Source organism: Fictibacillus sp. NPDC058756, assembly GCF_042746035.1.
Classification (GTDB): domain Bacteria; phylum Bacillota; class Bacilli; order Bacillales; family Fictibacillaceae; genus Fictibacillus.
Genome location: NZ_JBHYPU010000001.1, coordinates 2,189,096 through 2,215,361, shown reverse-complemented (window position 1 = coordinate 2,215,361; position 26,266 = coordinate 2,189,096). Strand labels below are relative to the sequence as shown.

Genomic DNA, 26,266 nt, shown 5'->3' with positions numbered 1-26,266 from the left:
TAGTTGACTATTTTCATTGACAAGTTGATTGGAGCGCAAGGTGCGAGACTCCTCGAAAATGAAAAATCACATTTTCTTCGTGCGATATATCGCTGCCGATGCCTTCCTTGTCCTGCGGGACGAGCGGGACAGGTGAGACTGCTAATGGCACAAAGCGCCAAGGAGGCTCACCGCACGCCCCGCGGAAAGCGAGTACCTGGAGCGGAAATCAACTCCTTACATGAGCATTGTTTATAAAAACAAGATTAAATTTTATCTGAAAGTTGCTGAATTTGAAGGAGGCTCAAATGGCTGTTTTTCATTGATTCGATCATAAAACATAATACCATCAAGGTGATCTAGTTCATGTTGAAAACAAATACCTGGGAGACCTTTTAATTTCAACTCAACTAGAGAACCATCTGGTGTATAGCCTTTTACAGTTACTTTTGCATAACGAGGTACTAAACCTAGCACATCTCTGTCAACGGACAGACAACCTTCGCCTCCATCCAAATATGTCATTTGCACCGAGTGGCTGATTATTTTTGGGTTTAATAGTGCATAACTGTACAGTTGTCCCTGTTCATCCGTCACATGCATTGCGAATATTCGTTTTGAAACTCCGATTTGAGGAGCAGCCAGACCAATGCCAGGTCTTAAATTATATTTTCCCGCAACCTCGGGATCCTGACTGTTCTTTACAAACTCCAAGAGCTTATTAGCTGTTTGAATATCTTTCTCTGAGAAGGGTGAGGATACCTCTGCAGCCTTCTGTCTTAGAACCGGATTTCCTTCCCTTACAATATCTTTCATTGTTAACACAAGCAAAACCTCCGTGCCTATATTCATTTATTAGTAATTTCCTCTTATCATAACATAGAGAAATTTTATAGAAAAAGAACAGAAATTAATCTATTAGGTTATTTTTATCGGTATATATATTGTTTATTATGCAGTATATCGTTCATTTCAACTTACGACTGATACAGTTTGTTATAATTGGTGAAACAGTTAAGTTTTACAGCGATTACAGGAATAGGCAGCCAGAGCTTCATGTATACGTGAAACTGTAATGATTCTATAGATTGACGGCGTTTAACAGGTGGTGTAAACTAATTTACGTGTAAAGGGTTGTTGTGTTACTATGAATACATATTTAAGTAATACAGTTAGGATGCCATATGATGGTTTAGCTCCTTAATACAAGGGAAAACTTGAATGGGGACACAAAGGTACGCCTAATGGCCTTTTAAAAATATAATCCTGTCTTAAAAATGTGGCACTTTGGGCAACCTGTTATGTGTGTGTGTTTTTAAGATAAGGGTAAATTGACAGGGTAAAAGAAAGGAAGAGGTGACTTTTCATGACGAAAACAATTGATGCTGTTCAAGATCAATTTGAAACGTTTCAGATTCTTTCTGAAGATGGAGAAGTAGTTAATGAATCAGCAATGCCTAAGTTGTCTGATGAACAGCTCCAAGAATTAATGCGCCGTATGGTTTATACGCGAATTTGGGATCAGCGTGCAATCTCTTTAAACAGACAAGGACGTCTTGGTTTCTATGCTCCAGTTGCTGGACAAGAGGCTTCAATGCTAGGGAGTCACTTTGCATTAGATAAAGAAGACTGGATTCTTCCAGGATACCGTGATATTCCTCAAATCGTATTTCATGGTTTTCCGTTATATCAAGCATTTTTATGGTCCCGTGGACACTTCCAAGGCGGACAAATTCCTGAAGGTGTAAACGTATTAATGCCGCAAATTATCATTGGTGCTCAAATTATTCAAGCTGCCGGTGTTGGATTTGGTTTAAAGAAACAAGGCAAGAAAAACGTTTGTATCACTTACACAGGTGATGGCGGAGCATCACAAGGTGACTTTTATGAAGGATTAAACTTTGCCGGTGCCTATGCTGCTAACGCAATCTTTGTTGTTCAAAACAACCGATTTGCAATTTCAGTTCCAGTAGAAAAGCAATCTGCCGCAAAAACAATTGCACAAAAAGCAGTAGCAGCTGGAATTGAAGGCATCCAAGTAGATGGAATGGATGTACTTGCTGTTTACGCAGCTACACAACAAGCTCGTGAGCGTGCGATTGCAGGTGAAGGTCCTACACTGATCGAGACTCTTACTTACCGTTACGGGCCACATACGATGGCGGGAGACGACCCTACACGCTACCGTACAAAAGATTTAGACAGCGAATGGGAAAAGAAAGATCCGTTAGTTCGTTTCCGCAAGTTCTTAGAAAAGAAGAACCTTTGGTCTGAAGAGCAAGAAAATAAAGTAGTAGAAGAAGCGAAGGAAGATATTAAAGCTTCTATTAAAAAAGCTGATGGTGCACCTAAACAAAAGGTTACCGACCTTATCAACTTTATGTTCGAAGAGCTTCCGTATAACCTTCGCGAGCAATTAGAACAATATACAGCAAAGGAGTCGAAATAATATGGCTCAAATGACTATGATTCAAGCTATTACAGACGCAATGCGCAATGAATTAAAAAACAATGAAAACGTACTTGTTTTCGGTGAAGACGTAGGTCAAAACGGCGGTGTATTCCGTGCGACTGAAGGTCTTCAAAAAGAATTTGGAGAAGATCGTGTTTTTGATACTCCGCTTGCCGAGTCTGGAATTGGGGGACTTGCAATAGGTCTTGGGCTTACAGGTTTCCGTCCAGTAATGGAGATTCAATTCTTTGGCTTCGTATTTGAAGTATTTGATTCAATTGCCGCTCAAATGGCTCGTATGCGCTATCGTTCAGGAGGAGTATATAACTCTCCTGTAACAATCCGTTCTCCATTTGGTGGAGGGGTTAAAACACCAGAACTTCACGCAGACAGCTTGGAAGGATTAATGTATCAAACTCCAGGGATTAAAGTGGTTATTCCTTCAACACCATACGACGCAAAAGGATTATTAATTTCTGCTATCCGTGACAACGATCCTGTTGTTTACTTAGAGCATATGAAGTTATACCGTTCATTCCGTGGCGAAGTTCCTGAAGAAGAGTACACGATTGAACTAGGTAAAGCGGATGTGAAACGTGAAGGTAAAGACGTTTCTATCATTACTTATGGTGCAATGGTTCACGCTTCATTAAAAGCTGCAGAGGAGCTTGAGAAAGAAGGCATATCTGCTGAAGTTATCGATCTTCGTACGATCAGCCCGCTTGATATTGACACAATTATTGCATCAGTTGAAAAAACAGGACGTGCAATTGTTGTTCAAGAAGCTCAGAAACAAGCAGGTATCGGAGCGTTTGTTGTAGCTGAAATTAATGATCGCGCTATTTTAAACCTGGAAGCTCCAGTACTGCGTGTAACTGCACCAGATACTACGTTCCCATATGCATCTGCAGAGGATGTTTGGATTCCAGATCATCGTGATATTGTAGATAAAGCAAAGAAAGTCTACAATTTCTAAAATATAATTGAATGTCAGCTGAAAGGGTAGTTTATTAGTGACTGCTTCTTTCAGCCTTTTCACATAAACGAGTAAACTAGATTGAAAATTGGAGGCGTTAATCGTGGCATATGAATTTAAGCTTCCCGATATTGGTGAAGGAATTCACGAAGGTGAAATTGTAAAGTGGTTTGTTAAAGCAGGGGACACTATTAAAGAAGACGACATCCTGCTCGAAGTCCAAAATGATAAAGCCGTTGTTGAAATTCCCTCTCCTGTAGACGGTAAAGTTTTAGAGCTAAAAGTAGATGAAGGTACTGTATCTGTTGTAGGTGATGTCCTTGTAACGATCGAGGCAGAAGGTGAGATTCCTGCGGATGCACATGGCGGAAGCGATGAAGCACCAGAGCAGCCGAAAGCTGAAGAAGAAAAAGAAGTTACTGCTGATCAGGCAAAAGAAAATGACAAACCTGAAGCTAAAACAGATAAGACTGAAGACACTACTAAAGAAGAGCCTGCTGATGATTCAAAACGTGTAATCGCTATGCCTTCTGTTCGTAAATATGCTCGTGAGAAGGAAGTAGATATCCGTAAAGTACAAGGATCTGGAGATAATGGACGTGTACTTAAAGAAGATATCGATAAGTTTGTAAGCGGCGGTGGTGAAGCTGCAGCAGAAGCACCAGCGGCTGACAAAGAAGCACCTAAGGCGGATGCAGCTAAGAAAGAAGCTCCTAAAGCTATTCCTGCTGGAGAAATGGAAACACGCGAGAAGATCAAAGGCATCAGAAAAGCGATCTCTAAAGCGATGGTTAACTCCAAACATACAGCTCCACATGTTACACTTATGGATGAAGTGGACGTTGCTGATCTTGTTGCACACCGTAAGAAGTTCAAACAAGTAGCGATGGATAAAGGCATTAAGCTTACTTATCTTCCATATGTGGTGAAAGCATTAACATCTGCACTTCGTGAGTTCCCAGTGCTTAACGCATCGATCGATGATGCAAACGAAGAAATCGTGTACAAGCACTATTACAATATCGGAATCGCTGCAGATACAGATAACGGATTGATGGTTCCAGTTGTAAAAGAAGCAGATCGCAAGTCCATCTTCAAGATCTCTTCTGAAATCAACGAATTGGCTACAAAAGCACGTGATGGAAAACTTTCTGGTGAAGAAATGAAGGGCGGATCTTGCACGATTACAAACATCGGATCTGCCGGTGGACAATGGTTCACTCCAGTAATTAATCACCCTGAAGTAGCTATCCTTGGTATCGGCCGTATCGCTGAAAAAGCAGTTGTTAAAGATGGAGAGGTTGTAGTAGCTCCAGTATTGGCACTTTCTCTAAGCTTTGACCACCGTCTGATCGATGGTGCAACTGCACAAAATGCATTGAATCACATTAAGCGTTTGTTGAACGATCCACAACTATTAGTAATGGAGGCGTAATTCGATGGTAGTAGGAGATTTTCCAATTGAGTTAGACACACTTGTCATTGGTTCAGGTCCTGGGGGATATGTAGCAGCAATTCGCGCTGCACAATTAGGACAAAAAGTGGCTATTGCGGAAAAGGCGGAAATAGGAGGCGTTTGCTTAAACGTTGGCTGTATTCCATCTAAAGCTCTTATTAATGCTGGTCACCGTGTTGAACATGCGAAGCACTCTGAAGACATGGGGATTAAAGCTGAAAACGTAACAGTTGATTTCAGCAAAGTTCAAGAATGGAAAGCTGGCATCGTTAAGAAGCTTACTGGCGGTGTTGAAGGGCTTTTAAAAGGAAATAAAGTTGAAATCATCCGTGGTGAAGCTTATTTCGTAAATGAAAACACAGTTCGTATCATGGACGAGAAGAACTCTCAGACATATACGTTTAAAAACGCAATTATTGCAACAGGTTCCCGTCCGATTGAAATTCCAGGATTCAAATGGAGCGACCGTGTAATTTCTTCCTCTGGTGCACTGGCTCTTAAAGAGGTTCCTAAGAAGCTTGTTGTTATCGGCGGCGGATATATCGGAATGGAGCTTGGTACGGCTTATGCAAACTTTGGTACTGAAGTAACAATCCTTGAAGGTGGAAAACAAATCCTTCCAGGTTTCGAAAAGCAAATGAGTCAAGTAGTTTCTAAGCGCTTAAAGAAAAAAGGCAATGTGGAAGTATTTACTGAAGCAATGGCTAAAGGCGTAGAAGAAACAAAAGACGGTGTTACAGTGACTGCTGAGATCAAAGGTGAGTCAAAAACATTTGAAGCAGATTATGTACTTGTAACAGTTGGACGCCGTCCAAACACTGAAGAACTTGGTCTTGAGCAAGTTGGTGTTGAAATGACTGAACGCGGTCTTATCAAAATCAACAAAAAAGCTCAAACAAGCGTTAACGGCATCTACGCAATCGGTGATGTTGTTGAAGGTCCTGCTCTTGCTCATAAAGCTTCTTACGAAGGTAAAGTAGCAGCTGAAGTAATCAGCGGACATGCGGCAGAAATTGATTACTTGGCGATTCCTGCTGTAGTATTCACAGACCCAGAACTAGCTTCTGTAGGCTATGATGAAAAGTCAGCAAAAGAAGCAGGATATGAAGTGAAAGCTTCTAAATTCCCATTTGCAGCTAATGGACGAGCTTTATCTATGAACGAAACTGATGGCTTCATGAAGCTTATCACTCGTAAAGAAGATGGACTTGTTTTAGGAGCTCAAATTGCTGGCGGAAACGCATCTGATATGATCGCAGAACTTGGATTAGCTATTGAAGCAGGAATGACTGCAGAAGATATTGCTATGACAATTCATGCGCATCCAACTTTCGGAGAAATTTCAATGGAAGCAGCAGAAGTTGCTATCGGACTTCCTGTTCACATCGTAAAATAAAGGATTTAAAACCCCTTGTATACCGCGGAAGCGGCCTACAAGGGGTTTTTTGATTTCCTCATATAATACGAATCTCTTCATAACATTTAGTATAAAGGTGTACATGGAGGATGTTATGAACGTATTTTTGTGTGTTATCATTCAAATTTTGGTATGGTGCGGATATTCTCTCGTTCTTTATCTGTCGCATCATGATCATTCTTTTTATGAAACGGTGCTCTTAGTTATGTTTTCATATTTTAATTTTCTTATTGCTATGAGGTTTATTACCAATAAAACGGCTGGAGTAAATTTAACCATTTTTTTTACTGTAATCTATGTTGCAGGCAGAATAATGTTTTTATGATTTTGGTTTTTCTTCTGACAGAGCTTTTTATTGAAAAAAGAGTCTACTTTTTAGGGTAATAATACATTATCCTGCCATTAAAAAGATGTAGTTCACCTTTTAATTTCGTCGCTAAAAACTTACAGAATTCATTCGCTTTTCCTTTATCTCCATGAGTTGAAATATCTGTAAGAGATACTTGAATATAGCATTGCTGATTTTCTGAAGAATCTGTTTCAACATCTTTTTTTTCAAAACCGACTCCAATCAAAATATATCTGTTTTTTCTTGGATCAATTCCTTTTAAAAAGAACCATTCGTTGTTAGCTCCTTCTTTCTCCTCAATCGTATAAGGAAAAGCGGCTTCAGAGTATCCCCATGAAAGCTGTTCTCCTGTTTTAGAAGTGATTGATTTGTAATAATTGAACATATCTTTAATTTCTTCTATCGTAACAACTTGTTTTTCAGAAGCAGGAACAAGCTTTATGTATGCATTTTGGGACATTCCAACTCACTCCAGTTAGTCATTTTTAACAATATTTGTTCATAGAATAGTTTATCATATTTCAAGAAGATTTTGACAATATAAGTTTAAAGTTCATTTAAAAAGGGAATTACTCTTACATCAATTTTGAACTTAACAGAGTATCCAGTCATTAAATGCCAGGTTAGAACAACCCGATCGATGAACAATGTTTTATCATACGAGGAGGGATAGCATGGAATGGTTTGAAAAATTGTATGACGAGAGTGAGTCCGTTAAGGTTAGGTTTGTAGGTTTTACAACAGATACGGTGAGATATGATTTTGGTATTGTGTACACAAATATGTTTTTCGGAAAACCGCTGGTCGTGTGCATGCAAACAGGCAGATCAGCGCTGCTTGACTCGAATGATATGCGAAACCTTGAGTATATTAAACAGGTATTTCATATAAAGAGCTTAAAAGAAGCTGAAGATTTAGCGCTTTTCTTTGAAGAAGCTGTTCCTCATCTTCCCGTCATCGAACAATATGATTAATGAGCACATTTTTTTAATGTGTTATACTAAAAGGGTTGACAAACGAATTGTGACATAATATTATACAGATATAAACGTAAGCGCTTTCAAAATGCGAAGGGAGATGGAACGGATGGGAGTAATCATTTGCCAAACGTGTGAGACAACAATTGAACATTTTGAAGAGGAAAAGGTAACAACATTGTATTCTAAAACATGTCCGCATTGCCAAGAGCAAGCTAAATTAAACAAATAAAAGAAGACCTGCTGAGGTCTTCTTTTTTTTAACTATCTAATCGCTACTTGTTCTTGAATAACTTTAAGATAATTTAAATTGGCATCTTCAGGACCTTGAACAGGCAAGCCTGCTTCTAGGTTCTCTTTTATATATGCGAGGTTTTCTTTTGTAATGATTTCTCCAGGTATAAAGATTGGAATCCCTGGCGGATATACCATAACAAATTCTGCAATGATTCTTCCTGCTGATTCTTCAAATGGAACACTTTCTGTATTTGCATAAAAAGCATCACGCGGAGAGAGGGCAAGAACCGGAATATCAGGGACGTGTACCGGCAAGGATCTAATCTCTTCCGTTTTTGAGGAGCTTTTTTCATTTGAAAGCTTAGTTAATGCTTCAACCAGGATCATAGTGTCTTTTTCATGATCGGCAGTAGTAATCAGACACAAAATGTTATACAGATCCGATAATTCTACCTCAATGTTGTAATTATCTCGAAGCCATGTTTCAGCTTCATAACCTGTAATTCCAAGATCTTTTACAGAGATAAGCAGTTTAGATGGATCGTAATCGAATGTCGCCGAAGTACCAAGCTTTTCTTCACCTACACAATACAGGTTTGGTATTTCGTTTATTTTCTCCCTCGCTTGGTTTGCGAGGCGAATCGTTTTTTCAATTAATGTATAACCTTCAGTTGCTAAACGTCTGCGTGCAGCATCCAAAGAAGCTAAAAGGATATAGGAAGTAGATGTTGTTGTCATCATACTTAATATGGTTTGAACACGCTCAGGCGAGACAAGTCCTTCTTTAACATTTAAAATAGAACTACCGGTAAGTGACCCTCCAAGTTTATGAACACTTGTTGCAGCCATATCGGCACCAGCCTGCATAGCTGACAGTGGCATATGGTCATGAAAATGGATAAGGACACCATGTGCTTCATCGACAAGGACAGGTACATTAAAACGATGAGCAACATTAACAATACCTTTTAAATCTGCTGCAAAACCAAAATAAGTTGGGTTAATTACAAGAACCGCTTTTGTATCAGGGTGCTGGTTCAACGCTTTCTCAACGCTGTCCGGTGTAATCCCATGTGATATCCCTAATTCAGGATCGATTTCTGGGTGGATAAAAATAGGGGTTGCACCAGAAAACACGATTGCAGTCATAATAGATTTATGCACATTTCTCGGAACAAGAATTTTATCCCCAGGAGAAACGACGGACATGATCATCGTCATTATAGCGCCGCTTGTACCTTGAACAGAGAAAAAGGTATGATCTGCACCAAACGCTTGTGCTGCAAGATCTTGAGCCTTTTTAATCATGCCTTTCGGATGATGAAGGTCATCGAGTGGTGTGATATTTATAAGATCGATTGAAAGAGCATTAGGTCCAATAAAATTCTTGAACTCTTCATCCATTCCTTGGCCCTTTTTATGACCGGGAATATGGAATTGCAATGGATTTTTGTTTGCATGTTCGCGCAAGCCTGTAAATAAAGGAGTTTCATGTTGAGACAATTTTTACTACACCTCATCTATAATTAACTTAAATTTTTCATTTATTTAGACTCTTTTTCAAAGAATGTTGCAGTTGGTAATTTTTATTTTCTTCATAGACATGTTGATTGTAGTGCAAGGTGCGTGCCTGCTACCTGAGAATACATCTCGCAAGGCATGCGACGAGGAATCCCGTTTCGATAGCATTTGCTTGCAGACACAGGAGCACCGACTTTCTACGCCCCAAGCATTTTGTTACTTAAATCAACTACTTCCAAAAGCATCAAAGTTTGCTAACACAGCCTTTATTTATAAAACAAAAGAAGTATAACAGAAAATGCATGAAGATGTAAGTAGATGATTTAATTTTCAGGAGGAGAGATCATATGTTTAAAACACGTGTAACAACTTTGTTAAATATTGATTTACCGATCATTCAAGGGGGTCTGGCATATTTAGCATATTCAGATCTTGCTGCAGCCGTTTCTAATGCAGGAGGACTGGGACAGATTACAGCTATGTCGCTTCCAAATAGTGATGCATTGAGAACCGAAATCAAGCAAACGAAGCAGATGACAGCACGGCCATTTGGAGTGAATTTTGCAATTGGCCAGCATGGAAGAACTTATGAGGAACAACTGGAAACAGCTATTGAAGAGGGTGTAAAAGTTATCAGTATAACAGGCGGAAATCCTGCACCTGTTTTAAAAAGATTAGAAAATACAGGCATAAAAACACTTGTGCTGGTCTCTAGTAAACGCCAAGCGATAAAAGCTGAACAGCTTGGAGCTGATGCGGTAATGGCTGTTGGTCAGGAAGGCGGAGGACATATCGGAAAAGAGGATACGGGTACCTTTGTTTTGATACCCCAGATAGCAGAGAGCTTATCGATACCAGTTATCGGTTCTGGCGGGATCGTTGATGGAAAAGGAATGATGGCTGCATTGGCTCTTGGTGCAGAAGGGATAGAAATGGGGACAAGGTTTATTGCAGTGAAAGAATGCGTACATGCTCATCCAGCCTATAAAAAATGGATACTCGAAAGTTCCGAAAACGATACGGTTGTAATCAAAAGAAAGTTAGGTATGCCAGGCAGGACACTCAATACACCTTTTGCATTAAAGATTGTTGAAGAAGAAAATAAAAACGGATCTTATGAGCATCTAAAAGATTTTATCAGCGGGGAAGCGAATCAGAAATTTATTTATGAAGGAAAGAGTGACGAAGGATTTGGATGGGCTGGTCAAGGAGCTGGGAGGATCAATGAGGTTATATCTGTTAGTGAATTGTTCAAGCAAATAAAAGAAGAAGCAAAATCTGTCCATCAAAAATGGAACAGCCTTTTCTAACACTTTTCTTACAATAGAGATACATACCCATACATTTATACAGTAAGGCAATATACTAGTGGTAAGAAGCAGCTGAACTTCTGCTTCCTGCCACTTTTTTTATTATAGTTACTTCTTCAAGTTGTATAGAGGTAAAAGGGTTTGAAATGTCTCGGAGATTCGTGTGTACCATTCGTCTCCCGACATATTAACAGCTTCATCTTTTGAGATATGAACACCGCAAAGCAATTCGGCTTTTTTAACAGAAATTAGACGTTCAGCCATTTCCTTTAATCTTTCCTTTTTTACTTCGCTATGCTTATAGCTATCTGGCTTTGTATGATCGTCAGACCAAACAAAGGAATCGGGAATTTCCTTTTTTACCTTACTAAGTTTCTTTAGAAAGGTTTTGCCATACGAAACCTTTATCGGTGACTCATATATAAGAGCAAACCAGATAAAAACATGTGTTTCAAATAATCCAATCTGAAAATGTGGCAGCATTTTGTACCCTCTTTTATTTGGAGCAAAAGCTACCCATGTATCTTTTGGCGGATTTACAGTGCGTCTTGCGTGTTTAGCTACATGATAGAACATTTCCTCCCCTGTTAAACCTGTAAGTTCATCAGCATACTTAGTGCCAAGCACCTCGAGTTTAGGTCGTATATGGTAAATGATTTGATCCATACGCTGCTCAAGACCATCTGTCTTAAAAAGATTAAAATCCTGCTCTTTAAATCCAGTGAATGTCATGAATGTTTCCTCCTGATTATAAAACGATACAAAAAAAGTTTATCACAGAAGCTGTTTTATAAAAAAATGTTTGCATTAGATTCCGCAAAGTGCCGTTTCACTATACCTCAGTCCTTCATAAAATATATAAAACATGAAAACGAAAAAAGAAAGGATGTGCCGGCGATATGAAACAAGTAATGAATACCTTAAAAAGAACGGATGCAGAAAGAAGAATTCCAGTTTTAAAACTTGAGATTGACTATGAATTAGCTACCTTGTTTGATGCCTTAAAATCAAAAGATCAGAAACAAATCAATGATTCTAAACGTAAGCTCGAAAGATTAAGGCTGGAGCTCGTGAGACTTGAGGCATGATTCAAAGAAATAGCGGGTAGCAAAAACGAATCCATCATGAACGGATGGTTCGTTTTTTTGTGAACAAGTCGAAATTGGCATATACTATAGGAAAGGCAAGGGGTGAGACGATGGAAAAAGAAAAGTGGAGAAAGATTGAACAGTTAGCTAAAGCTTGGACGATTGAAGCCGCAGAGCTGTTACAAGAATCGTTTGAAAATACATTAACGATTACATATAAATCACATATTGCTGACCTCGTCACAAATATGGATAAGAATATCGAAAAGTTTTTTATTGATAAAATACAAAAAACATTCCCAGAACACAGGGTCCTAGGTGAAGAAGGGTATGGGGATGATATCCAAGATAAGTCGGGTATCATTTGGATCATTGACCCTATCGACGGAACTACAAATTTTATTCATCAGCAATCAAATTTTGCTATCTCTATCGGCATCTATGAAAACGGATCGGGAAAAATGGGTTTGATATATGATGTTGGAAGCAAAAATCTCTATTTTGCTAAAGATGGAGAAGGTGCTTATTTAAATGATTTAAAACTTTCTAAGTTAGATAAGGTAACACTTTCTGAAGCGGTTGTTGGAGTGAATGCTACTTGGGTTGGTCCAAACAAAAGAATTAATCACGAGAACGTACAGGAAATCGTAAGAAAATCCAGAGGAACACGTTCGTACGGTTCTGCTGCTATTGAACTGGCTTATGTGGCATCAGGCAAACTTGATGCTTATATGACAATGAGATTGTCTCCATGGGATTTTGCTGCTGGTCTAATTCTTCTGAATGAAGTTGGAGGGATCGCAACAAATACAGATGGCAAACCTATACAGCTGCTAGAACAAAACAGCATATTAGCAGCTAAGCCTGGCTTGCATGAGGAGATATTAAAACATTTAACTAATTAAAAGGTTGTTCTTGTTAGGCTTTGTATATTGTAAGTAGTTGATCTCCGTTCCAGGTGCTCGCTTTCCTCGGGGCGGGCGGTGTGCCTCTTAGGCTATTCAAGCGTGCAATGTCTCACCCAAGGAAGTTAGAGTGATCCTGCGTTAACAAGCAAAACAGCATCGAAGCTCCCTGCAAGAAGTATTTTCAGGTGGATGGACATAAGCAACATTATTTTAGAAAACACCCAAAAAGAAAGAGAGCCTTCTTTATGAACGCTCTCTTTGTTTTTTCTTTAATGAAAATCCAAATCCCATCAAAATGAAAACGGAAACGATGGATATGATAAAAATAAGTAAACTTTTTTCGCCGATAGCCACACCCACTCCGCAGATGGCAAGAGCTGTAAGAAAGGCTATAATAAAGAAAATTCCGTTCATGATGACCTCCAAATGTAAATAAATCTGTCGATGCTGCATAATAAGTGTAACGAATTTACATAAAAAGAAAAAGCCTTTTATAAATTTGTGATATAATAGTCAAGTTGAACAAAAAAAGATAAGAAAAAGAGATAGGATATAAGGAGAGAATAATTTTGAATAGAAGAGATGATTTACGCAATATAGCGATTATCGCCCACGTTGACCACGGAAAAACAACACTGGTTGATAAACTGCTTCATCAATCAGGAACATTCCGTGACAATGAACAGGTTAATGAACGTGCAATGGATTCCAATGACTTGGAACGTGAGCGCGGGATTACGATCTTAGCTAAGAACACAGCGATTAACTATAATGAGAAGCGCATTAACATTATGGATACACCAGGACATGCCGACTTCGGTGGTGAAGTTGAACGTATCATGAAAATGGTTGATGGTGTACTACTTGTTGTCGATGCATATGAGGGATGTATGCCTCAAACTCGTTTCGTACTGAAAAAAGCTTTAGAGCAAAAATTAACACCAATCGTAGTTGTTAACAAAATCGACCGTGATTTTGCACGTCCAGAAGAAGTAGTAGACGAAGTGATCGATCTATTTATTGAACTGGGTGCTGAAGAAGATCAATTAGAATTCCCGGTTGTTTATGCATCTGCGCTTAAAGGGACAGCAAGTATGGATCCTGGCAAGCAGGATGAAAACATGACAGCCTTGCTTGATACGATCATTGAAACAATTCCTGCACCAGAAGATAACAGTGAGGAGGCGCTTCAGTTCCAAGTTACAATGCTTGATTACAACGACTATCTTGGCCGTATTGGTATTGGTCGTGTGTTCCGCGGTACAATTAAAGTTGGACAAGCAGTATCTTTAATGAAGCTTGATGGATCAGTGAAAAAGTTCCGTGTTACAAAATTGTTTGGTTTCCTTGGTTTGAAGCGAATTGAAATTCAAGAAGCAAAATCCGGAGATCTTATTGCAGTATCCGGAATGGAAGAGATCAACGTTGGTGAAACAGTATGTCCAGAAGGCCAAGAAGAAGCACTTCCTGTTCTTCGTATTGATGAACCAACTTTAAAAATGACATTCCTGGTAAATAACTCACCCTTTGCTGGTCGAGAAGGTAAATATGTAACGAGCCGTAAAATTGAAGAGCGTTTGATGTCTGAATTAGAAACAGACGTGAGCTTGCGTGTTGAAAATACTGATTCTCCAGATGTTTGGACAGTTTCTGGACGTGGTGAGCTTCACCTTTCAATCTTAATTGAAAACTTACGTCGTGAAGGATTTGAACTTCAAGTTTCAAAACCTGAAGTAATCGTTCGTGAAATTGATGGAGTGAAATGTGAGCCTGTAGAACATGTTCAAATTGATATTCCTGAAGAATACACTGGTGCAATCATGGAATCATTAGGTGACCGTAAAGGTGAAATGAAAAACATGATTAACAATGGTTCAGGCCAAGTACGTCTTGAATTCATGGTACCAGCTCGCGGATTGATCGGTTATACAACAGAGTTCTTAACACAGACTCGCGGATATGGAATCTTGAACCATACGTTTGACAGCTATCAGCCGATGGTTGCTGGAAACGTTGGCGGACGTCGTCAAGGTGTACTGGTTTCTATGGAAAACGGTAAAGCGTCACAATACGGAATCATGGGTGTTGAAGACCGCGGTACGATATTCGTTGAGCCTGGTACAGAAGTTTACATGGGAATGATCGTTGGGGAACATACTCGCGAGAACGATATCACTGTAAACATTGTAAAAGTGAAGCAGATGACAAACATGCGTTCAGCTAACAAAGACCAGACTGTAACAATGAAAAAACCTCGTGTTATGTCGCTTGAAGAAGCATTAGAATACTTGAACGATGATGAGTATTGCGAAGTAACACCAGAGAGCATTCGTCTTCGCAAAAAGATTTTAGATAAGAACGAACGTGAAAGAGTAGAGAAGAAAAAGAAACTTGCTCAAGGCTAAACTTAACTTTTAAGAAGCGGGAGTGGGAATCGTGAAAGAACAAGAAATTATGAAAGCGACAGGTGAAGATTCGTCCTCAATGGCTTTGCTGTTGGGTATTGAAAATGACCCTGTCAGAGCTTTCTTGCTGTTGTATTTAATCATTACAGTGCTTAGCATAATTGTTTTTAAATTAGGATTCGCAAAAAGACTGCCGCCTTTAAAATCAGCATTGATTTATCTGTTTTTAATTATCGGCTGTATGCCTTTAGCATTCTTTGGAATTGGACTTCCCGTAGCTGAAGGATTGATAGTGGCAGCGCTTATCCTGATTATTTACAAAGTAAGATTATATCAAAGCAAAAAAGAAAACGGCTAAAACAGGGGGTTCAGCATGAAACTCGTCGATGCTCTTTCCAATTGGCTAAGCATAAAAAAAGTGCATGAAGAACGTCCCGATGATTTGGCTGCCGAGGATACTTTTGAATTTTTTAGTGAGATATTAAGAGAAGATCACCAAGTAAAAATACAATCTGTTTCCATTCAAGGACCGTTTTACATCGTCTTATTCGAAGCGGGCGGCGTTGAACAAACAGAGAGATTTTTTGTTGATGCAGTGGATGCTTTATACGAAGGAATTCAAAATGAACCAAGGTTTAACGAGGAGTGCTGATTAGTCAGCGCTCCTTTTTTTATGCAGACTGAAACAAAGTATCGGATTAGGAAAGCAAATAAAAGGTGTCCGGTAAACCAAAGTGTAAATGGCAAGATAAAAGGAGGATGGAAAGGCTTTGAAACAGCGATTTGATAAAGAGGAAAAAAGGTAAAGGACATAATTGTATTTATGATTAAAGAAATAAAGATTGGTTGATTAAATCTTGCAGACAAAATATCAATAACTGCGACCAAAATCACCGATATCACTAAATGCATACGAACTGTTCTATTGCATAAAAAAAAACAAGCCAGCAAGGCGCCGGCAAATGTACCATATAAAGTCCAATCCGATAAACGGTTACCAGTCATTGTTCGTATCTGGACTTCTGTATAAAGTAAAATTACCTGTAGCTTCCCGCTGGGCTGTTTTTCTAGTGATTCGCTCTCTGCATGGTTCGCACATGAAGGTGTGTATCGGTCTATTACGTAATCTCTTTGCAAGTGAACATTCATTTTCAATAACTTCAATATTATCGCATAATACGCATTTTACACGCATCGTATTTCACCTCTTTCAAACAGTATACCATAAAGAAAATTGTAAATTAAGTAAAGGAATTGAAGCACTATAGAGGAGCATGGCGGTCATTGTATTTTTCAAGAGGATTTTTATTAAGGCTGTGCGTCTGAAACCGACAAAATATATGAAATCCTCGTTATATGAGAAGTGAAAAACTCAAATCACATAAAAAAGATAGAACATCATATAAAAATTGACCCATCATCATATAATTTACCAATTTAAGGGAATTGTTATCCTATGAAGGACACCCTCGCTACTTAGTGCATTCACAAAGCGAGCATCAAGCGGAAATCAAAATCCTTTCATAAAAAAAACTGACAAGGGAAGTTGAAGATATCATCCCTCATCAGTCTCATTAATTCAGCTTTCATTCAAACGCTGCGGCTGATTTTTATCTGCTTTTTCTTGCTTTTGTTGATTATTTTTCAGCTGGCGTTCCTCTTTTTCGGAAAGCTGGCTGTTATTTGTTTCTGTTGGAGAAGGCTTTTCCGTTTGAAGGCTGTGTGGAACTTGTGGCATTAAACGGCCTACGATTCCTGCTAATTCATTAGCGATTCCCCCGATAGGATGCCCCTGGCGTATCTGTTTTCCCATTTGCCGCAGTCTTTCAACAACATCAGGATCGGCAGTTACAACTGCATTTTTCCCATTAGGATCGTTTTTAAGTGCTTCTGCAACAGAATATTTAATCGATCCAACTCGTGAATTATCAAGCTTCCGGTCTACATCTATACCTACAACGGCATATGGGCCTAAGACAACAGCTGTAGCATCTTCAACACCAGGAATACCTGTAGCCAGTCCGACAAGATGCCGTGATACTTCCTGAGAGCCTTTTGGCTGATCGGATTTCTTGCTTTCAGCAGATTGATTTACTTTAGTAAGACGGGGAGTATTTTTATCAGCTTGCTGTGCATCATCATTATTATTTTCGTTCATGCAGCCAAATAGAACTAAAATTGCGCTTAAGACTGCAGCTATTCGTAATGTTTTCAAATGAATATCAGTCCTTCCAAGTCATTTCCGTTATTTTTTGTTCAATCTTCTAACTTTATTCCTTCTCACATACATTTTTAATAGGCAGTCCATAAAAATGCACTTGATAGATAGGATTACATTTAAGTCAGGAGGCTGAATGTTGAATAAACGATACGTCCTAGATACAAACGTGCTTTTGCAGGATCCTTATTCCATACAATCTTTTGGGGACAGTGAAGTGATCATACCTGCTGTAGTTTTAGAAGAAGTGGATTCCAAGAAACGTTATATGGACGAAATTGGGAGGAATGCAAGAGAAGTTTCCCGTTTAATTGACCGTGTAAGACAGAATGGTAAACTGCATCAAGGTGTTCCACTTGAAAATGGGGGAAAACTTCGTGTTGAGCTTAACCATAAATCTTTTCGAAGGCTTCAGGAAACGTTTGTTGAACCTACAAACGATAATCGGATATTAGCTGTTACTTTGAATTTAAAACAAGAAGAAGAGGCCAAAAAGAGCGGTGTGAAGGTAGTATTAGTTTCAAAAGATGTATTGGTCCGTGTAAAGGCAGATGCTCTAGGTATAGAAGCAGAAGATTTTTTAAGTGACAGGGTTATCGATAAGAATGACCAGACATATACGGGCTATAAAGAAATTTATGTTCAAGGAGAACTTCTGAGTAAATTTTATGAGAAGAATGAACTTCATCTTATCGAACTTACAGGACACTCCTTTTACCCCCATCAATTTGTCATCTTGAAAGATGTATTCAGGTCATCCGTTTCTGCTCTTGGGAAAGTAGACGAGTTCGGTAAAACTCTTAAGCCCCTGCGTTATGATTCAGAGCAGATCTGGGGAATCCGGGCCAGAAATGTACAGCAAAAAATGGCATTTGAACTTTTGCTGCGAAAAGACCTTCCGCTAGTTACACTGATTGGAAAAGCAGGTACAGGAAAGACGCTGATAACACTGGCTGCAGCATTGCTCCAGACAGAAGACTTGAAGGATTATATCAAATTATTTATTGCACGCCCAATAGTACCCGTTGGAAAGGATATCGGCTATCTGCCAGGAGAAAAAGAAGAAAAACTTAAGCCGTGGATGCAGCCGGTCTATGATAATCTCGAATACCTGTTCAATACAAAAAAGCAAGGGGAACTGGAAAAAATTCTAGCTGGCATTGGTTCTATCCATGTTGAAGCACTCACTTACATCAGGGGGAGAAGTCTGCCGGATCAGTTTATTATTATAGATGAAGCTCAGAACCTGACTAAGCATGAAGTAAAAACGATTCTTACAAGGGTAGGGGAAGGAAGTAAAATTGTTTTGCTCGGTGACCCTCAGCAAATTGATCATCCTTATTTGGACGAATTTACAAACGGACTGACATATGTGGTGGAAAAGTTTAAAGACCAGGCAGTCAGCGGGCACGTGCGACTGGAAAAAGGTGAACGTTCTTCATTGGCACAAATTGCGGCAGATCTGCTGTAACCGAAAAAGACAGCTCCAAAAGAGCTGCCTCTCATTTTTTCTGTTTGTTTTTTAGAGAAGAGTGATAGCTGTAATGCGCTTAATTGGGTTTTCTTTGTTGCTTCCGTCACCAAAATAAAAGTGAACAGGTCCATCTGTTTTTAATGGTTTGCCGTTTTCGGAAAAAGCCAAATAACCATCTTGAGCTTCTTTAAGTGTGATTTCTACATTACCGTCCCCTGATTCAATGAGTACTCTTTCTGCGTCAGGGTGCGGTTGTGCATTATAGATAAAATAAGATAAAGATATAGCGAAGGAACTTGTAAGAAGAGTTTCTTTTAAAGTTTTCTTAGGTTTTTGCTTATCTTTTTCAGAAGGAGGGATAGCACCTTCCTGCAATTCTCTGTCCCAGTGAGCAGAAACGTCCTTTAAATATTTCTCTTGCTCGCTTTCTTTGTCTTCTTGCTTATCGAACAAAGTGTTCAGATCTTCTTTTCTATCATCAAAAATCCAGACACCAGGATCTAAAGTCAGCGGATAGTTTACCTTACCTTTAAGTGCAACTATAAATTCCATATGTACCTCCTTGATTTGAAAACACTATTAAAAGCATAGCATGATTATGTGAATACTGTAATATGTTGATTTTTTTTAGACAAACCTTTATATTTAAAGGTAGAAATTCGTGCGAACGGAGGGATGATCATTGTCAGCTGAGATGGCAACTGGACATCGGGAAAGGGCATTTGAACTCTTAAAAGCAGATGCAGACAAAATCCTGAAATTAATTGAAGTTCAAATGGAAAACTTAACAATGCCACAATGTCCCCTCTATGAGGAAGTATTGGATACGCAAATGTTTGGTTTATCCCGTGAAATAGATTTTGCAGTCCGCTTAAATCTTGTAGAAGAAGATGCGGGCAAACAATTATTAGAGTCGCTCGAAAAGCAGCTTACTGCATTGCATGATGCTTCAATGAAAAAATGATACACAGCCAGTCCGAGAAACATTTGGACTGGATTTTTTTATATTTATAAAAAAGTATTCATTTTTTATCAAAAACTGATAAAACGTTACGAAATAATATGTTTAAGAGATTGTCGCCGGGCTGAATCAATAAGAAAAAGATTTTATGTGTTACAATATCTAATAATTATGAATTTAGAGAGGAGAAAGGTGGACAACGTGAAAAAAGCAGTAAGACCCTATGACTATTCTCTTTTAGTGGCCGTACTTTTATTGTGCAGTACTGGTTTAGTCATGATATACAGCGCGAGTATAGGGGTAACAATCAATAAATACGATTATAGCAGCAGTTTCTTCTTTACCAGACAGCTCATCTTTTTAATCGCAGGAATAATTTTCATGTACTTTACGATGAGATTCAATGTACAAATCTACAAAAAATTAATGATGCCCATCGTGCTGATATCCATAGGAATACTTGTTGCCGTATTACTATTTGGCCGGGAAGTAAATAATGCAAAAAGCTGGTTATACATAGGACCTGTTGGAATTCAGCCTGCAGAGTTCATTAAATTAACTCTTGCCATGTACTTGGCCGCAATCTATTCAAAAAAACAAGGGAAAATGCATGATTTTAAAAAAGGTGTCATACCTCCTCTTAGCATCTTTGCAATAATGTTTATTTTGATCATTATGCAGCCGGATCTAGGAACAGCACTGATTGTCGCAGGTGTAGCGGGAATTATTCTTTTCTGCTCAGGTATTAAATTTAAACATATTTTTTCAATGGCAGCATTAGCCGGAATTGTGGGACTCGGGATTTACCTTCAGCTAAGTGATGAACAGCTTTCACGGTTTGATGCAGCTTATGCACCATTTAAAAATCCGGCGGGTGATGGATATCAGCTAGTTAACGGCTATATTTCTATTGCAGCTGGCGGTTTAACTGGAAGCGGTCTAGGACAAAGTATTCAAAAGTATGGCTTCTTGCCTGAACCCCATACTGATTTCATTATAGCGATCATCGCAGAGGAATTAGGTTTCATAGGAGTGTTTTTAATTATTGCTCTTTTAGGGTATATCGTATTGAGGGGATTCTGGATCGGTATGCAGAGCGACGACACATACACGAGCCTCCTTGCTTTCGGAATATCTGGGATGATTGGCATTCAGACAGTTGTTAACTTAGGAGCAGCAGTAGGCTTATTGCCCATTACTGGTGTCCCGCTTCCTTTTATATCTTATGGTGGATCTTCCCTTCTCTTGTTTTTGACATCGATGGGGATTCTAATAAATATTTCTGCAAAAGTAAAACTGAATAAGAAAGTGCCTGACAAACAACCGAATGTAACAAACAAAAGCTTAAAAGCAATCATGTAACGGTAAAAGGAGAGGAACTTGTATGAGCAGAAAAATCAGCAAAGTCTTAGTAGCAAACCGAGGAGAAATTGCAATCAGGATTTTCAGAGCATGTACAGAACTGAATATTCGAACAGTGGCAGTATATTCAAAGGAAGATACTGGTTCCTACCATCGTTATAAAGCAGATGAAGCATACCTGGTCGGAGAAGGAAAGAAGCCGATTGATGCATATCTCGATATTGAAGGGATTATTGAAATAGCAAAAGCAAACGGCGTAGATGGCATTCATCCAGGCTATGGTTTCTTGTCAGAAAATAAAGAGTTTGCAGAGCGATGCCGTGAAGAAGGAATTGTCTTTATCGGACCTGAAGATAAACATCTTGAAATTTTCGGAGACAAAGTAAAAGCTAGACAAGCAGCTATTGATGCAAACATCCCGGTTATCCCAGGAAGTGATGGTCCTGTTAACTCATTAGAAGAAGTTAAATCATTCGCAGAAGAAAATGGGTTTCCGATTATCATTAAAGCTTCCATGGGCGGCGGCGGCCGAGGTATGCGAATCGTAAGAAGTGAAAATTCTTTAGCTGAAAGCTTTGAGAGAGCTAAGTCTGAAGCCAAGGCAGCTTTTGGTAAGGACGAGGTTTATGTTGAAAAATTCTTAGACAAACCAAAACATATCGAAGTACAGATCCTAGGAGATAATGAAGGAAATCTTGTGCATTTATATGAGCGTGACTGTTCCGTTCAAAGAAGACATCAAAAAGTAGTTGAGGTAGCACCTAGCGTTTCATTAACTGAGGAACTGCGTCATGAAATCTGCGAATCTGCGGTTTCTTTAATGGAGCATGTAGGATATGTAAATGCAGGTACTGTAGAATATCTTGTTACTGGATCCGGTGAGTTTTATTTTATTGAAGTCAATCCTCGAGTTCAGGTAGAACATACGATTACAGAAATGGTAACCGGCATTGACATTGTACAATCACAAATCCTTATCGCTCAGGGCTTCTCATTGCATAGTAAAGAATTAGGAATTCCTCAGCAACAAGATATTTATTGTCATGGGTACGCCATTCAATCTCGTGTTACTACCGAAGATCCTGCCAATCAGTTTATGCCTGATACAGGAAAGATAATGGCATATCGTTCAGGAGGCGGATTTGGAGTACGTTTAGATGCCGGTAATGGCTACCAGGGTGCAGTTATCACGCCATTTTATGATTCATTGCTTGTAAAAGTTTCAACATGGGCGTTGTCCTATGAACAAGCTGCATCTAAAATGTTAAGAAATTTAAAAGAATTCCGTATTCGCGGGATCAAGACTAACATAGCTTTCCTTGAGAACGTTGTAACTCACCAAAAATTCTTATCGGGAAACTATGATACTTCCTTTATTGATACGAGCAGTGAATTATTTGTGTTCCCTAAACGCAAGGATAGAGGAACAAAGATGCTTTCATATATTGGAGCGACAACGATTAATGGATTCCCTGGTCTTCAAAAACAAGAGAAGCCATCGTTTGATCAACCACGCATACCGAAAGTAAAACATTCTGAGCCAATTCCTAATGGCACTAAACAATTGCTGGACAGTGAAGGCCCGGAAGCAGTTGCTCAATGGGTTAAGGATCAAAAGAAACTATTGCTTACAGATACAACATTCCGTGATGGTCATCAGTCGCTGCTTGCAACACGTGTCAGAACAAACGATCTCCTTCATATCGCAGAACCGACTGCAAGACTTTGGCCAGATATGTTCTCTATGGAAATGTGGGGGGGAGCAACGTTTGATGTTGCATACCGCTTCTTAAATGAGGATCCGTGGGACAGGCTGTTAAAGCTTAGAGAAAAAGCTCCCAATGTATTGTTCCAAATGCTTTTAAGAGCTTCGAATGCTGTCGGCTACAAGAATTATCCAGATAACGTAATTGAAGAATTTGTTAAAAAATCTGCAATGGCCGGGATAGATGTCTTTAGAATCTTTGACAGTTTAAACTGGGTTGAAGGCATGAAAGTTGCTATTCACGCAGTTCGTGAAACAGGTAAAATTGCCGAAGCAGCTATTTGCTATACAGGTGATATTCTAGACCCTAGCCGTACAAAATATGATCTGAACTATTATGTGAATCTTGCCAAGGAACTTGAACAAGAAGGTGCTCATATCCTTGCAATTAAAGATATGGCAGGTCTGTTAAAGCCACAGGCTGCTTATGATCTTGTTTCGGCCCTAAAGGATTCAATTGACATTCCTATTCATCTTCATACGCACGATACGAGCGGAAATGGTATTTATACCTATGCGAAAGCTGCAGAAGCGGGTGTAGATATTGTGGATGTTGCAGTAAGCTCAATGTCAGGTCAAACATCACAGCCAAGCGCTAACTCTTTATATTACGCTTTAACTGGAAACGAAAGACAGCCTGACTTAAACATTCAAAGTGCAAATCAGCTTTCCGCATATTGGGAAGATATCAGAAAGTATTACTCCGGTTTTGAAAACGGCATGAATGCTCCAGATCCTGAGGTATATGAACATGAAATGCCTGGCGGTCAGTTCAGTAATCTTCAGCAGCAAGCGAAAGCTGTTGGTCTAGGAGAACGCTGGGATGAAGTAAAACAGATGTACAGAAGAGTTAACGACATGTTCGGGGATGTTGTTAAAGTTACACCGTCATCTAAAGTAGTGGGGGACATGGCACTTTATATGGTTCAAAACAACTTAACCGAGGATGAGGTGTATGAAAGAGGTGAATCACTGGACTTCCCTGATTCAGTAGTGGAATTCTTCCAAGGTTACCTTGGGCAGCCGTATCAAGGATTCCCACGAGAACTTCAGCAGATCATCTTAAAAGGCCGAGAGCCGTTAACTGTAAGACCTGGCGAAACGCTTGAAGCTGCTGATTTTAATGACATTAAAGAGACGTTATTCCATAAGATCAACCGCCAAGTTACGAGCTTTGATGTTCTCGCCTATGCTTTGTATCCGAAGGTGTTCTTAGACCGTGAGAAGATGTATGCTCAATTTGGAGATGTATCTGTGCTGGATACTCCGACATTTTTCTATGGCATGACATTAGGCGAAGAAATTGAAGTTGAAATTGAACAAGGAAAAACCCTTATCGTAAAACTTGTTTCGATTGGGGAAGCTCAAAGTGATGGATCTAGAGTTCTCTATTTTGAGCTTAACGGACAGTCACGTGAGATTGTAGTAATTGACGAAAGTGCAAAAGTAACCGTTACAGCTAAACAAAAGGTAGATCCTTCAAATCCTTCACAAATCGGTGCGAGTATGCCAGGAACAGTAATTAAAGTGCTGGTTGAGCAAGGTGAAAAAGTGAAGAAGGGCGATCATTTGATGATTACGGAAGCCATGAAGATGGAAACAACCGTTCAAGCACCATTTGACGGCCGCGTTAAATCCATTTCTGTACAAAACGGAGAAGGCATCAGCGCTGGAGATCTATTGATTGAATTGGAAAAATAATCACGAAAAAAGGCGTCTCAATGAGAGACGTCTTTTTGTTGGTAAAGTTATGTTTCCGTATGTATGCAGGGTGATTTTTTAATAAGAGGATGTTGTGCTTCCGGTTCGTCAATATATCTTGTGAAAAGGTGAAATTATTGCTTGATAGGTGAAATTATAGCCATAACTGGTGAAATTATTTCATTATTGGTGAATATATTATTGGTTTTCGTCAAATTAAGTTAAAAATACCTCTGACTGTAAGGATTAATCATTTCTACGAGCTCTTCTCGCAAGTTGATTGGAGTGCAGGGTGCGTGCCAGCCACCTGATTATGCCTCTTGCAAGGCATGCGACGAGGAGTAAGGATTTACCTTGTAGACGCAGGAGCACACAAACTTCCTTAAATGTGAGACTCTTAAGGGTGCAAAGCGCGAGGAGGCTTACCGCACGCCCCGCGGAAAGGGAGCTTCTGTAACGGAAATCAACAACTTTCAAGAACAACAAAGTATAAGATAACAGCGTTCCTATAAAAAAGCTGACAGATATGTTCCATAGAACAACCTCTGTCAGCCTTTTAAATAACTATTTTCTATAAACAATTAAAGCCACGAAACTAAGTGTTCCGAATAAGAAGGAAATAATTAATCCGTGTGATAAAGCAACAAATAAGTTTAAGTTTGATAAGACGATCATGGCGCCAGATAGACCTTGAAGTAAAACAAATAGCGCAGCAAATTGTAACCCTTTATTTAATGCTTTTTGATCTTTATAATGCTTTCTCGCGTGGTACCACGAATAAACAATCCATATGAATAGAACAATAGCTGCAGTCCGATGGAGCAGATGTATGCTCGCTTGAGAACCTAAATCAGCTATCGTACCGCTGCACGACGGGAACTTTGGCCCGCATCCCATGCTTGAGCCTGTATGCCTTACAAGAGCACCTGTGTAAACAACTGCATATAGGTAAGCAAAAAGCCAATAGAGGTTCTTTTTAAATGCTTTGGAAACTCTAGCAACAAATGGATCTTCACGTTTTTCAAAAGATAGCAGTGCAAGAAGCAGCACACTCGCAAATGATACGAGTGAGAAACCAAAATGTGAAGCGAGTACAGCTGATGACTGACTCCATATTACAGCAGCGGCTCCTAAAAGACCTTGAAGAACAATGAAAAATACAGCAGATCCAGCTAGTATTTTAACTTCTTTTCTATGAGGATCTCTTTTCCACGCCCATATTGCTAAAATAATTACTAGAATACCAAGCCATGCAGATACATAGCGGTGACTGACTTCAATGATCGTTTCCAGCTTCGGCTGAGTCGGCAGCAATTCTCCATAGCAAAGGGGCCAAGAATTACCGCAGCCTTCGCCTGAATCTGTTTTTGTAACAACTGCTCCCATAAGTAAAACAAGCAGCATGCCGAATGATGTAATAATAGAATAAATTTGATAAGCTCTTTTCAATTTCTCTCACCTGCTTTAAAGTTCTATAAACTTCACAAAATTGTAAAAAAATTTGCTAGCATTAAGGTCGGCCTGATAGTACAAATAATATAAGGTACTGTCAGTATTAGTCGAAGTATACAAAGTACATGTTTTGTTTTATAATGTTAAAGGACATTTTCTTTACTTTCTTTGTATATTCTTATCCTATCATATGGGAAAATCAATCTACTTTACATATTGTGAACAGATAAAGACAATTTTTAACCGTTGATTTTACTT

25 protein-coding genes are annotated in these 26,266 nt (G+C 39.1%); 16 read left to right on the top strand and 9 right to left on the bottom strand.

Features of this window, described 5'->3' with window-relative positions:
• Nucleotides 1-252 precede the first annotated feature (252 nt).
• A complete protein-coding gene (gene def, locus ACFW35_RS11100; RefSeq protein WP_379845729.1) occupies nucleotides 253-804 on the bottom strand; it encodes a peptide deformylase in 552 nt (183 codons plus the stop codon).
• 541 nt (nucleotides 805-1,345) lie between these two features.
• Between def and pdhA the strand changes: the two genes are divergently transcribed.
• The 4 genes from pdhA to lpdA all read left to right on the top strand — a co-directional run bounded on the left by pdhA (nucleotide 1,346) and on the right by lpdA (nucleotide 6,259).
• Nucleotides 1,346-2,428: a pyruvate dehydrogenase (acetyl-transferring) E1 component subunit alpha gene (gene pdhA / locus ACFW35_RS11095; protein ID WP_130295819.1), complete on the top strand. Its 1,083-nt coding sequence runs from the start codon at nucleotides 1,346-1,348 to the stop codon at nucleotides 2,426-2,428.
• A 1-nt stretch (nucleotide 2,429) separates the two neighbouring features.
• Nucleotides 2,430-3,407, top strand: a complete 978-nt coding sequence (locus ACFW35_RS11090; RefSeq protein ID WP_379845727.1) for an alpha-ketoacid dehydrogenase subunit beta — start codon at nucleotides 2,430-2,432, stop codon at nucleotides 3,405-3,407.
• A gap of 103 nt (nucleotides 3,408-3,510) precedes the next feature.
• Nucleotides 3,511-4,842, top strand: a complete 1,332-nt coding sequence (locus tag ACFW35_RS11085) for a dihydrolipoamide acetyltransferase family protein (RefSeq protein WP_379845725.1) — start codon at nucleotides 3,511-3,513, stop codon at nucleotides 4,840-4,842.
• Nucleotides 4,843-4,846: 4 nt separating this feature from the next.
• Nucleotides 4,847-6,259: a dihydrolipoyl dehydrogenase gene (lpdA, locus tag ACFW35_RS11080; protein ID WP_379833614.1), complete on the top strand. Its 1,413-nt coding sequence runs from the start codon at nucleotides 4,847-4,849 to the stop codon at nucleotides 6,257-6,259.
• A 389-nt stretch (nucleotides 6,260-6,648) separates the two neighbouring features.
• On the opposite strand, the gene ACFW35_RS11075 is transcribed toward lpdA, so the two are convergent.
• Entirely contained in the window at nucleotides 6,649-7,089 is a 441-nt protein-coding gene (locus tag ACFW35_RS11075) for a DUF1885 family protein (RefSeq protein ID WP_379845723.1), read from the bottom strand.
• A gap of 214 nt (nucleotides 7,090-7,303) precedes the next feature.
• Between ACFW35_RS11075 and ACFW35_RS11070 the strand changes: the two genes are divergently transcribed.
• Complete coding sequence (locus tag ACFW35_RS11070; RefSeq protein ID WP_066289017.1) at nucleotides 7,304-7,603, top strand: DUF3055 domain-containing protein; 300 nt, start codon at nucleotides 7,304-7,306, stop codon at nucleotides 7,601-7,603.
• 112 nt (nucleotides 7,604-7,715) lie between these two features.
• Nucleotides 7,716-7,838, top strand: coding sequence for a GapA-binding peptide SR1P (locus ACFW35_RS11065; protein ID WP_077361557.1), 123 nt, complete (start codon nucleotides 7,716-7,718; stop codon nucleotides 7,836-7,838).
• 32 nt (nucleotides 7,839-7,870) lie between these two features.
• Here the strand turns inward: ACFW35_RS11065 and ACFW35_RS11060 are convergent, their stop codons facing one another.
• Nucleotides 7,871-9,346: an aminotransferase class I/II-fold pyridoxal phosphate-dependent enzyme gene (locus tag ACFW35_RS11060; protein ID WP_379845721.1), complete on the bottom strand. Its 1,476-nt coding sequence runs from the start codon at nucleotides 9,344-9,346 to the stop codon at nucleotides 7,871-7,873.
• Between the two features lie 365 nt (nucleotides 9,347-9,711).
• Here ACFW35_RS11060 and ACFW35_RS11055 point away from each other — a divergent pair, with 365 nt between their 5' ends.
• The gene (locus tag ACFW35_RS11055) at nucleotides 9,712-10,674 is read left to right on the top strand and encodes an NAD(P)H-dependent flavin oxidoreductase (protein ID WP_379845719.1); all 963 of its coding nucleotides are present in this window, start codon (nucleotides 9,712-9,714) and stop codon (nucleotides 10,672-10,674) included.
• Between the two features lie 108 nt (nucleotides 10,675-10,782).
• On the opposite strand, the gene ACFW35_RS11050 is transcribed toward ACFW35_RS11055, so the two are convergent.
• Nucleotides 10,783-11,406: a YktB family protein gene (locus ACFW35_RS11050; protein ID WP_379845718.1), complete on the bottom strand. Its 624-nt coding sequence runs from the start codon at nucleotides 11,404-11,406 to the stop codon at nucleotides 10,783-10,785.
• A 167-nt stretch (nucleotides 11,407-11,573) separates the two neighbouring features.
• On the opposite strand from ACFW35_RS11050, the gene ACFW35_RS11045 reads away from it, so the two are divergent.
• Both ACFW35_RS11045 and ACFW35_RS11040 read left to right on the top strand, forming a co-directional pair.
• On the top strand, nucleotides 11,574-11,762 hold the full coding sequence (locus ACFW35_RS11045; RefSeq protein WP_066289027.1) for a hypothetical protein: 189 nt from the start codon (nucleotides 11,574-11,576) through the stop codon (nucleotides 11,760-11,762).
• 110 nt (nucleotides 11,763-11,872) lie between these two features.
• Nucleotides 11,873-12,667 carry an inositol monophosphatase family protein gene (locus tag ACFW35_RS11040; protein WP_379845716.1) on the top strand — a complete coding sequence of 265 codons (795 nt, stop codon included), beginning with the start codon at nucleotides 11,873-11,875 and terminating at the stop codon, nucleotides 12,665-12,667.
• A 246-nt stretch (nucleotides 12,668-12,913) separates the two neighbouring features.
• Here the strand turns inward: ACFW35_RS11040 and ACFW35_RS11035 are convergent, their stop codons facing one another.
• The gene (locus tag ACFW35_RS11035) at nucleotides 12,914-13,084 is read right to left on the bottom strand and encodes a DUF5325 family protein (RefSeq protein ID WP_379845714.1); all 171 of its coding nucleotides are present in this window, start codon (nucleotides 13,082-13,084) and stop codon (nucleotides 12,914-12,916) included.
• A gap of 155 nt (nucleotides 13,085-13,239) precedes the next feature.
• On the opposite strand from ACFW35_RS11035, the gene typA reads away from it, so the two are divergent.
• The 3 genes from typA to ACFW35_RS11020 all read left to right on the top strand — a co-directional run bounded on the left by typA (nucleotide 13,240) and on the right by ACFW35_RS11020 (nucleotide 15,727).
• Nucleotides 13,240-15,075, top strand: a complete 1,836-nt coding sequence (gene typA / locus ACFW35_RS11030; protein ID WP_379845712.1) for a translational GTPase TypA — start codon at nucleotides 13,240-13,242, stop codon at nucleotides 15,073-15,075.
• A gap of 79 nt (nucleotides 15,076-15,154) precedes the next feature.
• Nucleotides 15,155-15,433 (top strand): YlaH-like family protein, encoded by a 279-nt coding sequence (locus ACFW35_RS11025; RefSeq protein ID WP_379847462.1) that lies wholly within the window; start codon nucleotides 15,155-15,157, stop codon nucleotides 15,431-15,433.
• 15 nt (nucleotides 15,434-15,448) lie between these two features.
• Entirely contained in the window at nucleotides 15,449-15,727 is a 279-nt protein-coding gene (locus ACFW35_RS11020) for a hypothetical protein (RefSeq protein ID WP_379833628.1), read from the top strand.
• 342 nt (nucleotides 15,728-16,069) lie between these two features.
• On the opposite strand, the gene ACFW35_RS11015 is transcribed toward ACFW35_RS11020, so the two are convergent.
• Complete coding sequence (locus ACFW35_RS11015; protein ID WP_379845710.1) at nucleotides 16,070-16,270, bottom strand: YlaI family protein; 201 nt, start codon at nucleotides 16,268-16,270, stop codon at nucleotides 16,070-16,072.
• Nucleotides 16,271-16,654: 384 nt separating this feature from the next.
• On the bottom strand, nucleotides 16,655-17,290 hold the full coding sequence (locus ACFW35_RS11010; protein ID WP_379845709.1) for a YhcN/YlaJ family sporulation lipoprotein: 636 nt from the start codon (nucleotides 17,288-17,290) through the stop codon (nucleotides 16,655-16,657).
• A gap of 139 nt (nucleotides 17,291-17,429) precedes the next feature.
• On the opposite strand from ACFW35_RS11010, the gene ACFW35_RS11005 reads away from it, so the two are divergent.
• Complete coding sequence (locus tag ACFW35_RS11005; protein WP_379845707.1) at nucleotides 17,430-18,764, top strand: PhoH family protein; 1,335 nt, start codon at nucleotides 17,430-17,432, stop codon at nucleotides 18,762-18,764.
• 51 nt (nucleotides 18,765-18,815) lie between these two features.
• On the opposite strand, the gene ACFW35_RS11000 is transcribed toward ACFW35_RS11005, so the two are convergent.
• The gene (locus ACFW35_RS11000; RefSeq protein ID WP_379845705.1) at nucleotides 18,816-19,319 is read right to left on the bottom strand and encodes a peptidyl-prolyl cis-trans isomerase; all 504 of its coding nucleotides are present in this window, start codon (nucleotides 19,317-19,319) and stop codon (nucleotides 18,816-18,818) included.
• Between the two features lie 142 nt (nucleotides 19,320-19,461).
• Here ACFW35_RS11000 and ACFW35_RS10995 point away from each other — a divergent pair, with 142 nt between their 5' ends.
• The 3 genes from ACFW35_RS10995 to pyc all read left to right on the top strand — a co-directional run bounded on the left by ACFW35_RS10995 (nucleotide 19,462) and on the right by pyc (nucleotide 24,556).
• Nucleotides 19,462-19,731 carry a YlaN family protein gene (locus ACFW35_RS10995; RefSeq protein ID WP_379837052.1) on the top strand — a complete coding sequence of 90 codons (270 nt, stop codon included), beginning with the start codon at nucleotides 19,462-19,464 and terminating at the stop codon, nucleotides 19,729-19,731.
• 198 nt (nucleotides 19,732-19,929) lie between these two features.
• On the top strand, nucleotides 19,930-21,090 hold the full coding sequence (ftsW, locus tag ACFW35_RS10990; RefSeq protein ID WP_379845703.1) for a putative lipid II flippase FtsW: 1,161 nt from the start codon (nucleotides 19,930-19,932) through the stop codon (nucleotides 21,088-21,090).
• A gap of 22 nt (nucleotides 21,091-21,112) precedes the next feature.
• Nucleotides 21,113-24,556, top strand: coding sequence for a pyruvate carboxylase (gene pyc, locus ACFW35_RS10985; protein ID WP_379845701.1), 3,444 nt, complete (start codon nucleotides 21,113-21,115; stop codon nucleotides 24,554-24,556).
• Between the two features lie 564 nt (nucleotides 24,557-25,120).
• Here the strand turns inward: pyc and ACFW35_RS10980 are convergent.
• Nucleotides 25,121-26,005 (bottom strand): COX15/CtaA family protein, encoded by an 885-nt coding sequence (locus ACFW35_RS10980; protein WP_379845699.1) that lies wholly within the window; start codon nucleotides 26,003-26,005, stop codon nucleotides 25,121-25,123.
• Nucleotides 26,006-26,266: the final 261 nt, after the last annotated feature.

What these genes read in the sequence shown, in the direction of transcription:
- pdhA (WP_130295819.1), top strand. Translation starts at nt 1,346, where the DNA reads ATGACGAAAACAATTGATGCTGTTCAAGATCAATTTGAAACGTTTCAG.
- ACFW35_RS11090 (WP_379845727.1), top strand. Translation starts at nt 2,430, where the DNA reads ATGGCTCAAATGACTATGATTCAAGCTATTACAGACGCAATGCGCAAT.
- lpdA (WP_379833614.1), top strand. Translation starts at nt 4,847, where the DNA reads ATGGTAGTAGGAGATTTTCCAATTGAGTTAGACACACTTGTCATTGGT.
- ACFW35_RS11075 (WP_379845723.1), bottom strand. Translation starts at nt 7,089, where the DNA reads ATGTCCCAAAATGCATACATAAAGCTTGTTCCTGCTTCTGAAAAACAA.
- ACFW35_RS11070 (WP_066289017.1), top strand. Translation starts at nt 7,304, where the DNA reads ATGGAATGGTTTGAAAAATTGTATGACGAGAGTGAGTCCGTTAAGGTT.
- ACFW35_RS11065 (WP_077361557.1), top strand. Translation starts at nt 7,716, where the DNA reads ATGGGAGTAATCATTTGCCAAACGTGTGAGACAACAATTGAACATTTT.
- ACFW35_RS11055 (WP_379845719.1), top strand. Translation starts at nt 9,712, where the DNA reads ATGTTTAAAACACGTGTAACAACTTTGTTAAATATTGATTTACCGATC.
- ACFW35_RS11050 (WP_379845718.1), bottom strand. Translation starts at nt 11,406, where the DNA reads ATGACATTCACTGGATTTAAAGAGCAGGATTTTAATCTTTTTAAGACA.
- ACFW35_RS11045 (WP_066289027.1), top strand. Translation starts at nt 11,574, where the DNA reads ATGAAACAAGTAATGAATACCTTAAAAAGAACGGATGCAGAAAGAAGA.
- ACFW35_RS11040 (WP_379845716.1), top strand. Translation starts at nt 11,873, where the DNA reads ATGGAAAAAGAAAAGTGGAGAAAGATTGAACAGTTAGCTAAAGCTTGG.
- ACFW35_RS11035 (WP_379845714.1), bottom strand. Translation starts at nt 13,084, where the DNA reads ATGAACGGAATTTTCTTTATTATAGCCTTTCTTACAGCTCTTGCCATC.
- ACFW35_RS11025 (WP_379847462.1), top strand. Translation starts at nt 15,155, where the DNA reads ATGGCTTTGCTGTTGGGTATTGAAAATGACCCTGTCAGAGCTTTCTTG.
- ACFW35_RS11020 (WP_379833628.1), top strand. Translation starts at nt 15,449, where the DNA reads ATGAAACTCGTCGATGCTCTTTCCAATTGGCTAAGCATAAAAAAAGTG.
- ACFW35_RS11015 (WP_379845710.1), bottom strand. Translation starts at nt 16,270, where the DNA reads ATGCGTGTAAAATGCGTATTATGCGATAATATTGAAGTTATTGAAAAT.
- ACFW35_RS11005 (WP_379845707.1), top strand. Translation starts at nt 17,430, where the DNA reads ATGTTGAATAAACGATACGTCCTAGATACAAACGTGCTTTTGCAGGAT.
- ACFW35_RS11000 (WP_379845705.1), bottom strand. Translation starts at nt 19,319, where the DNA reads ATGGAATTTATAGTTGCACTTAAAGGTAAGGTAAACTATCCGCTGACT.
- ACFW35_RS10995 (WP_379837052.1), top strand. Translation starts at nt 19,462, where the DNA reads ATGGCAACTGGACATCGGGAAAGGGCATTTGAACTCTTAAAAGCAGAT.
- pyc (WP_379845701.1), top strand. Translation starts at nt 21,113, where the DNA reads ATGAGCAGAAAAATCAGCAAAGTCTTAGTAGCAAACCGAGGAGAAATT.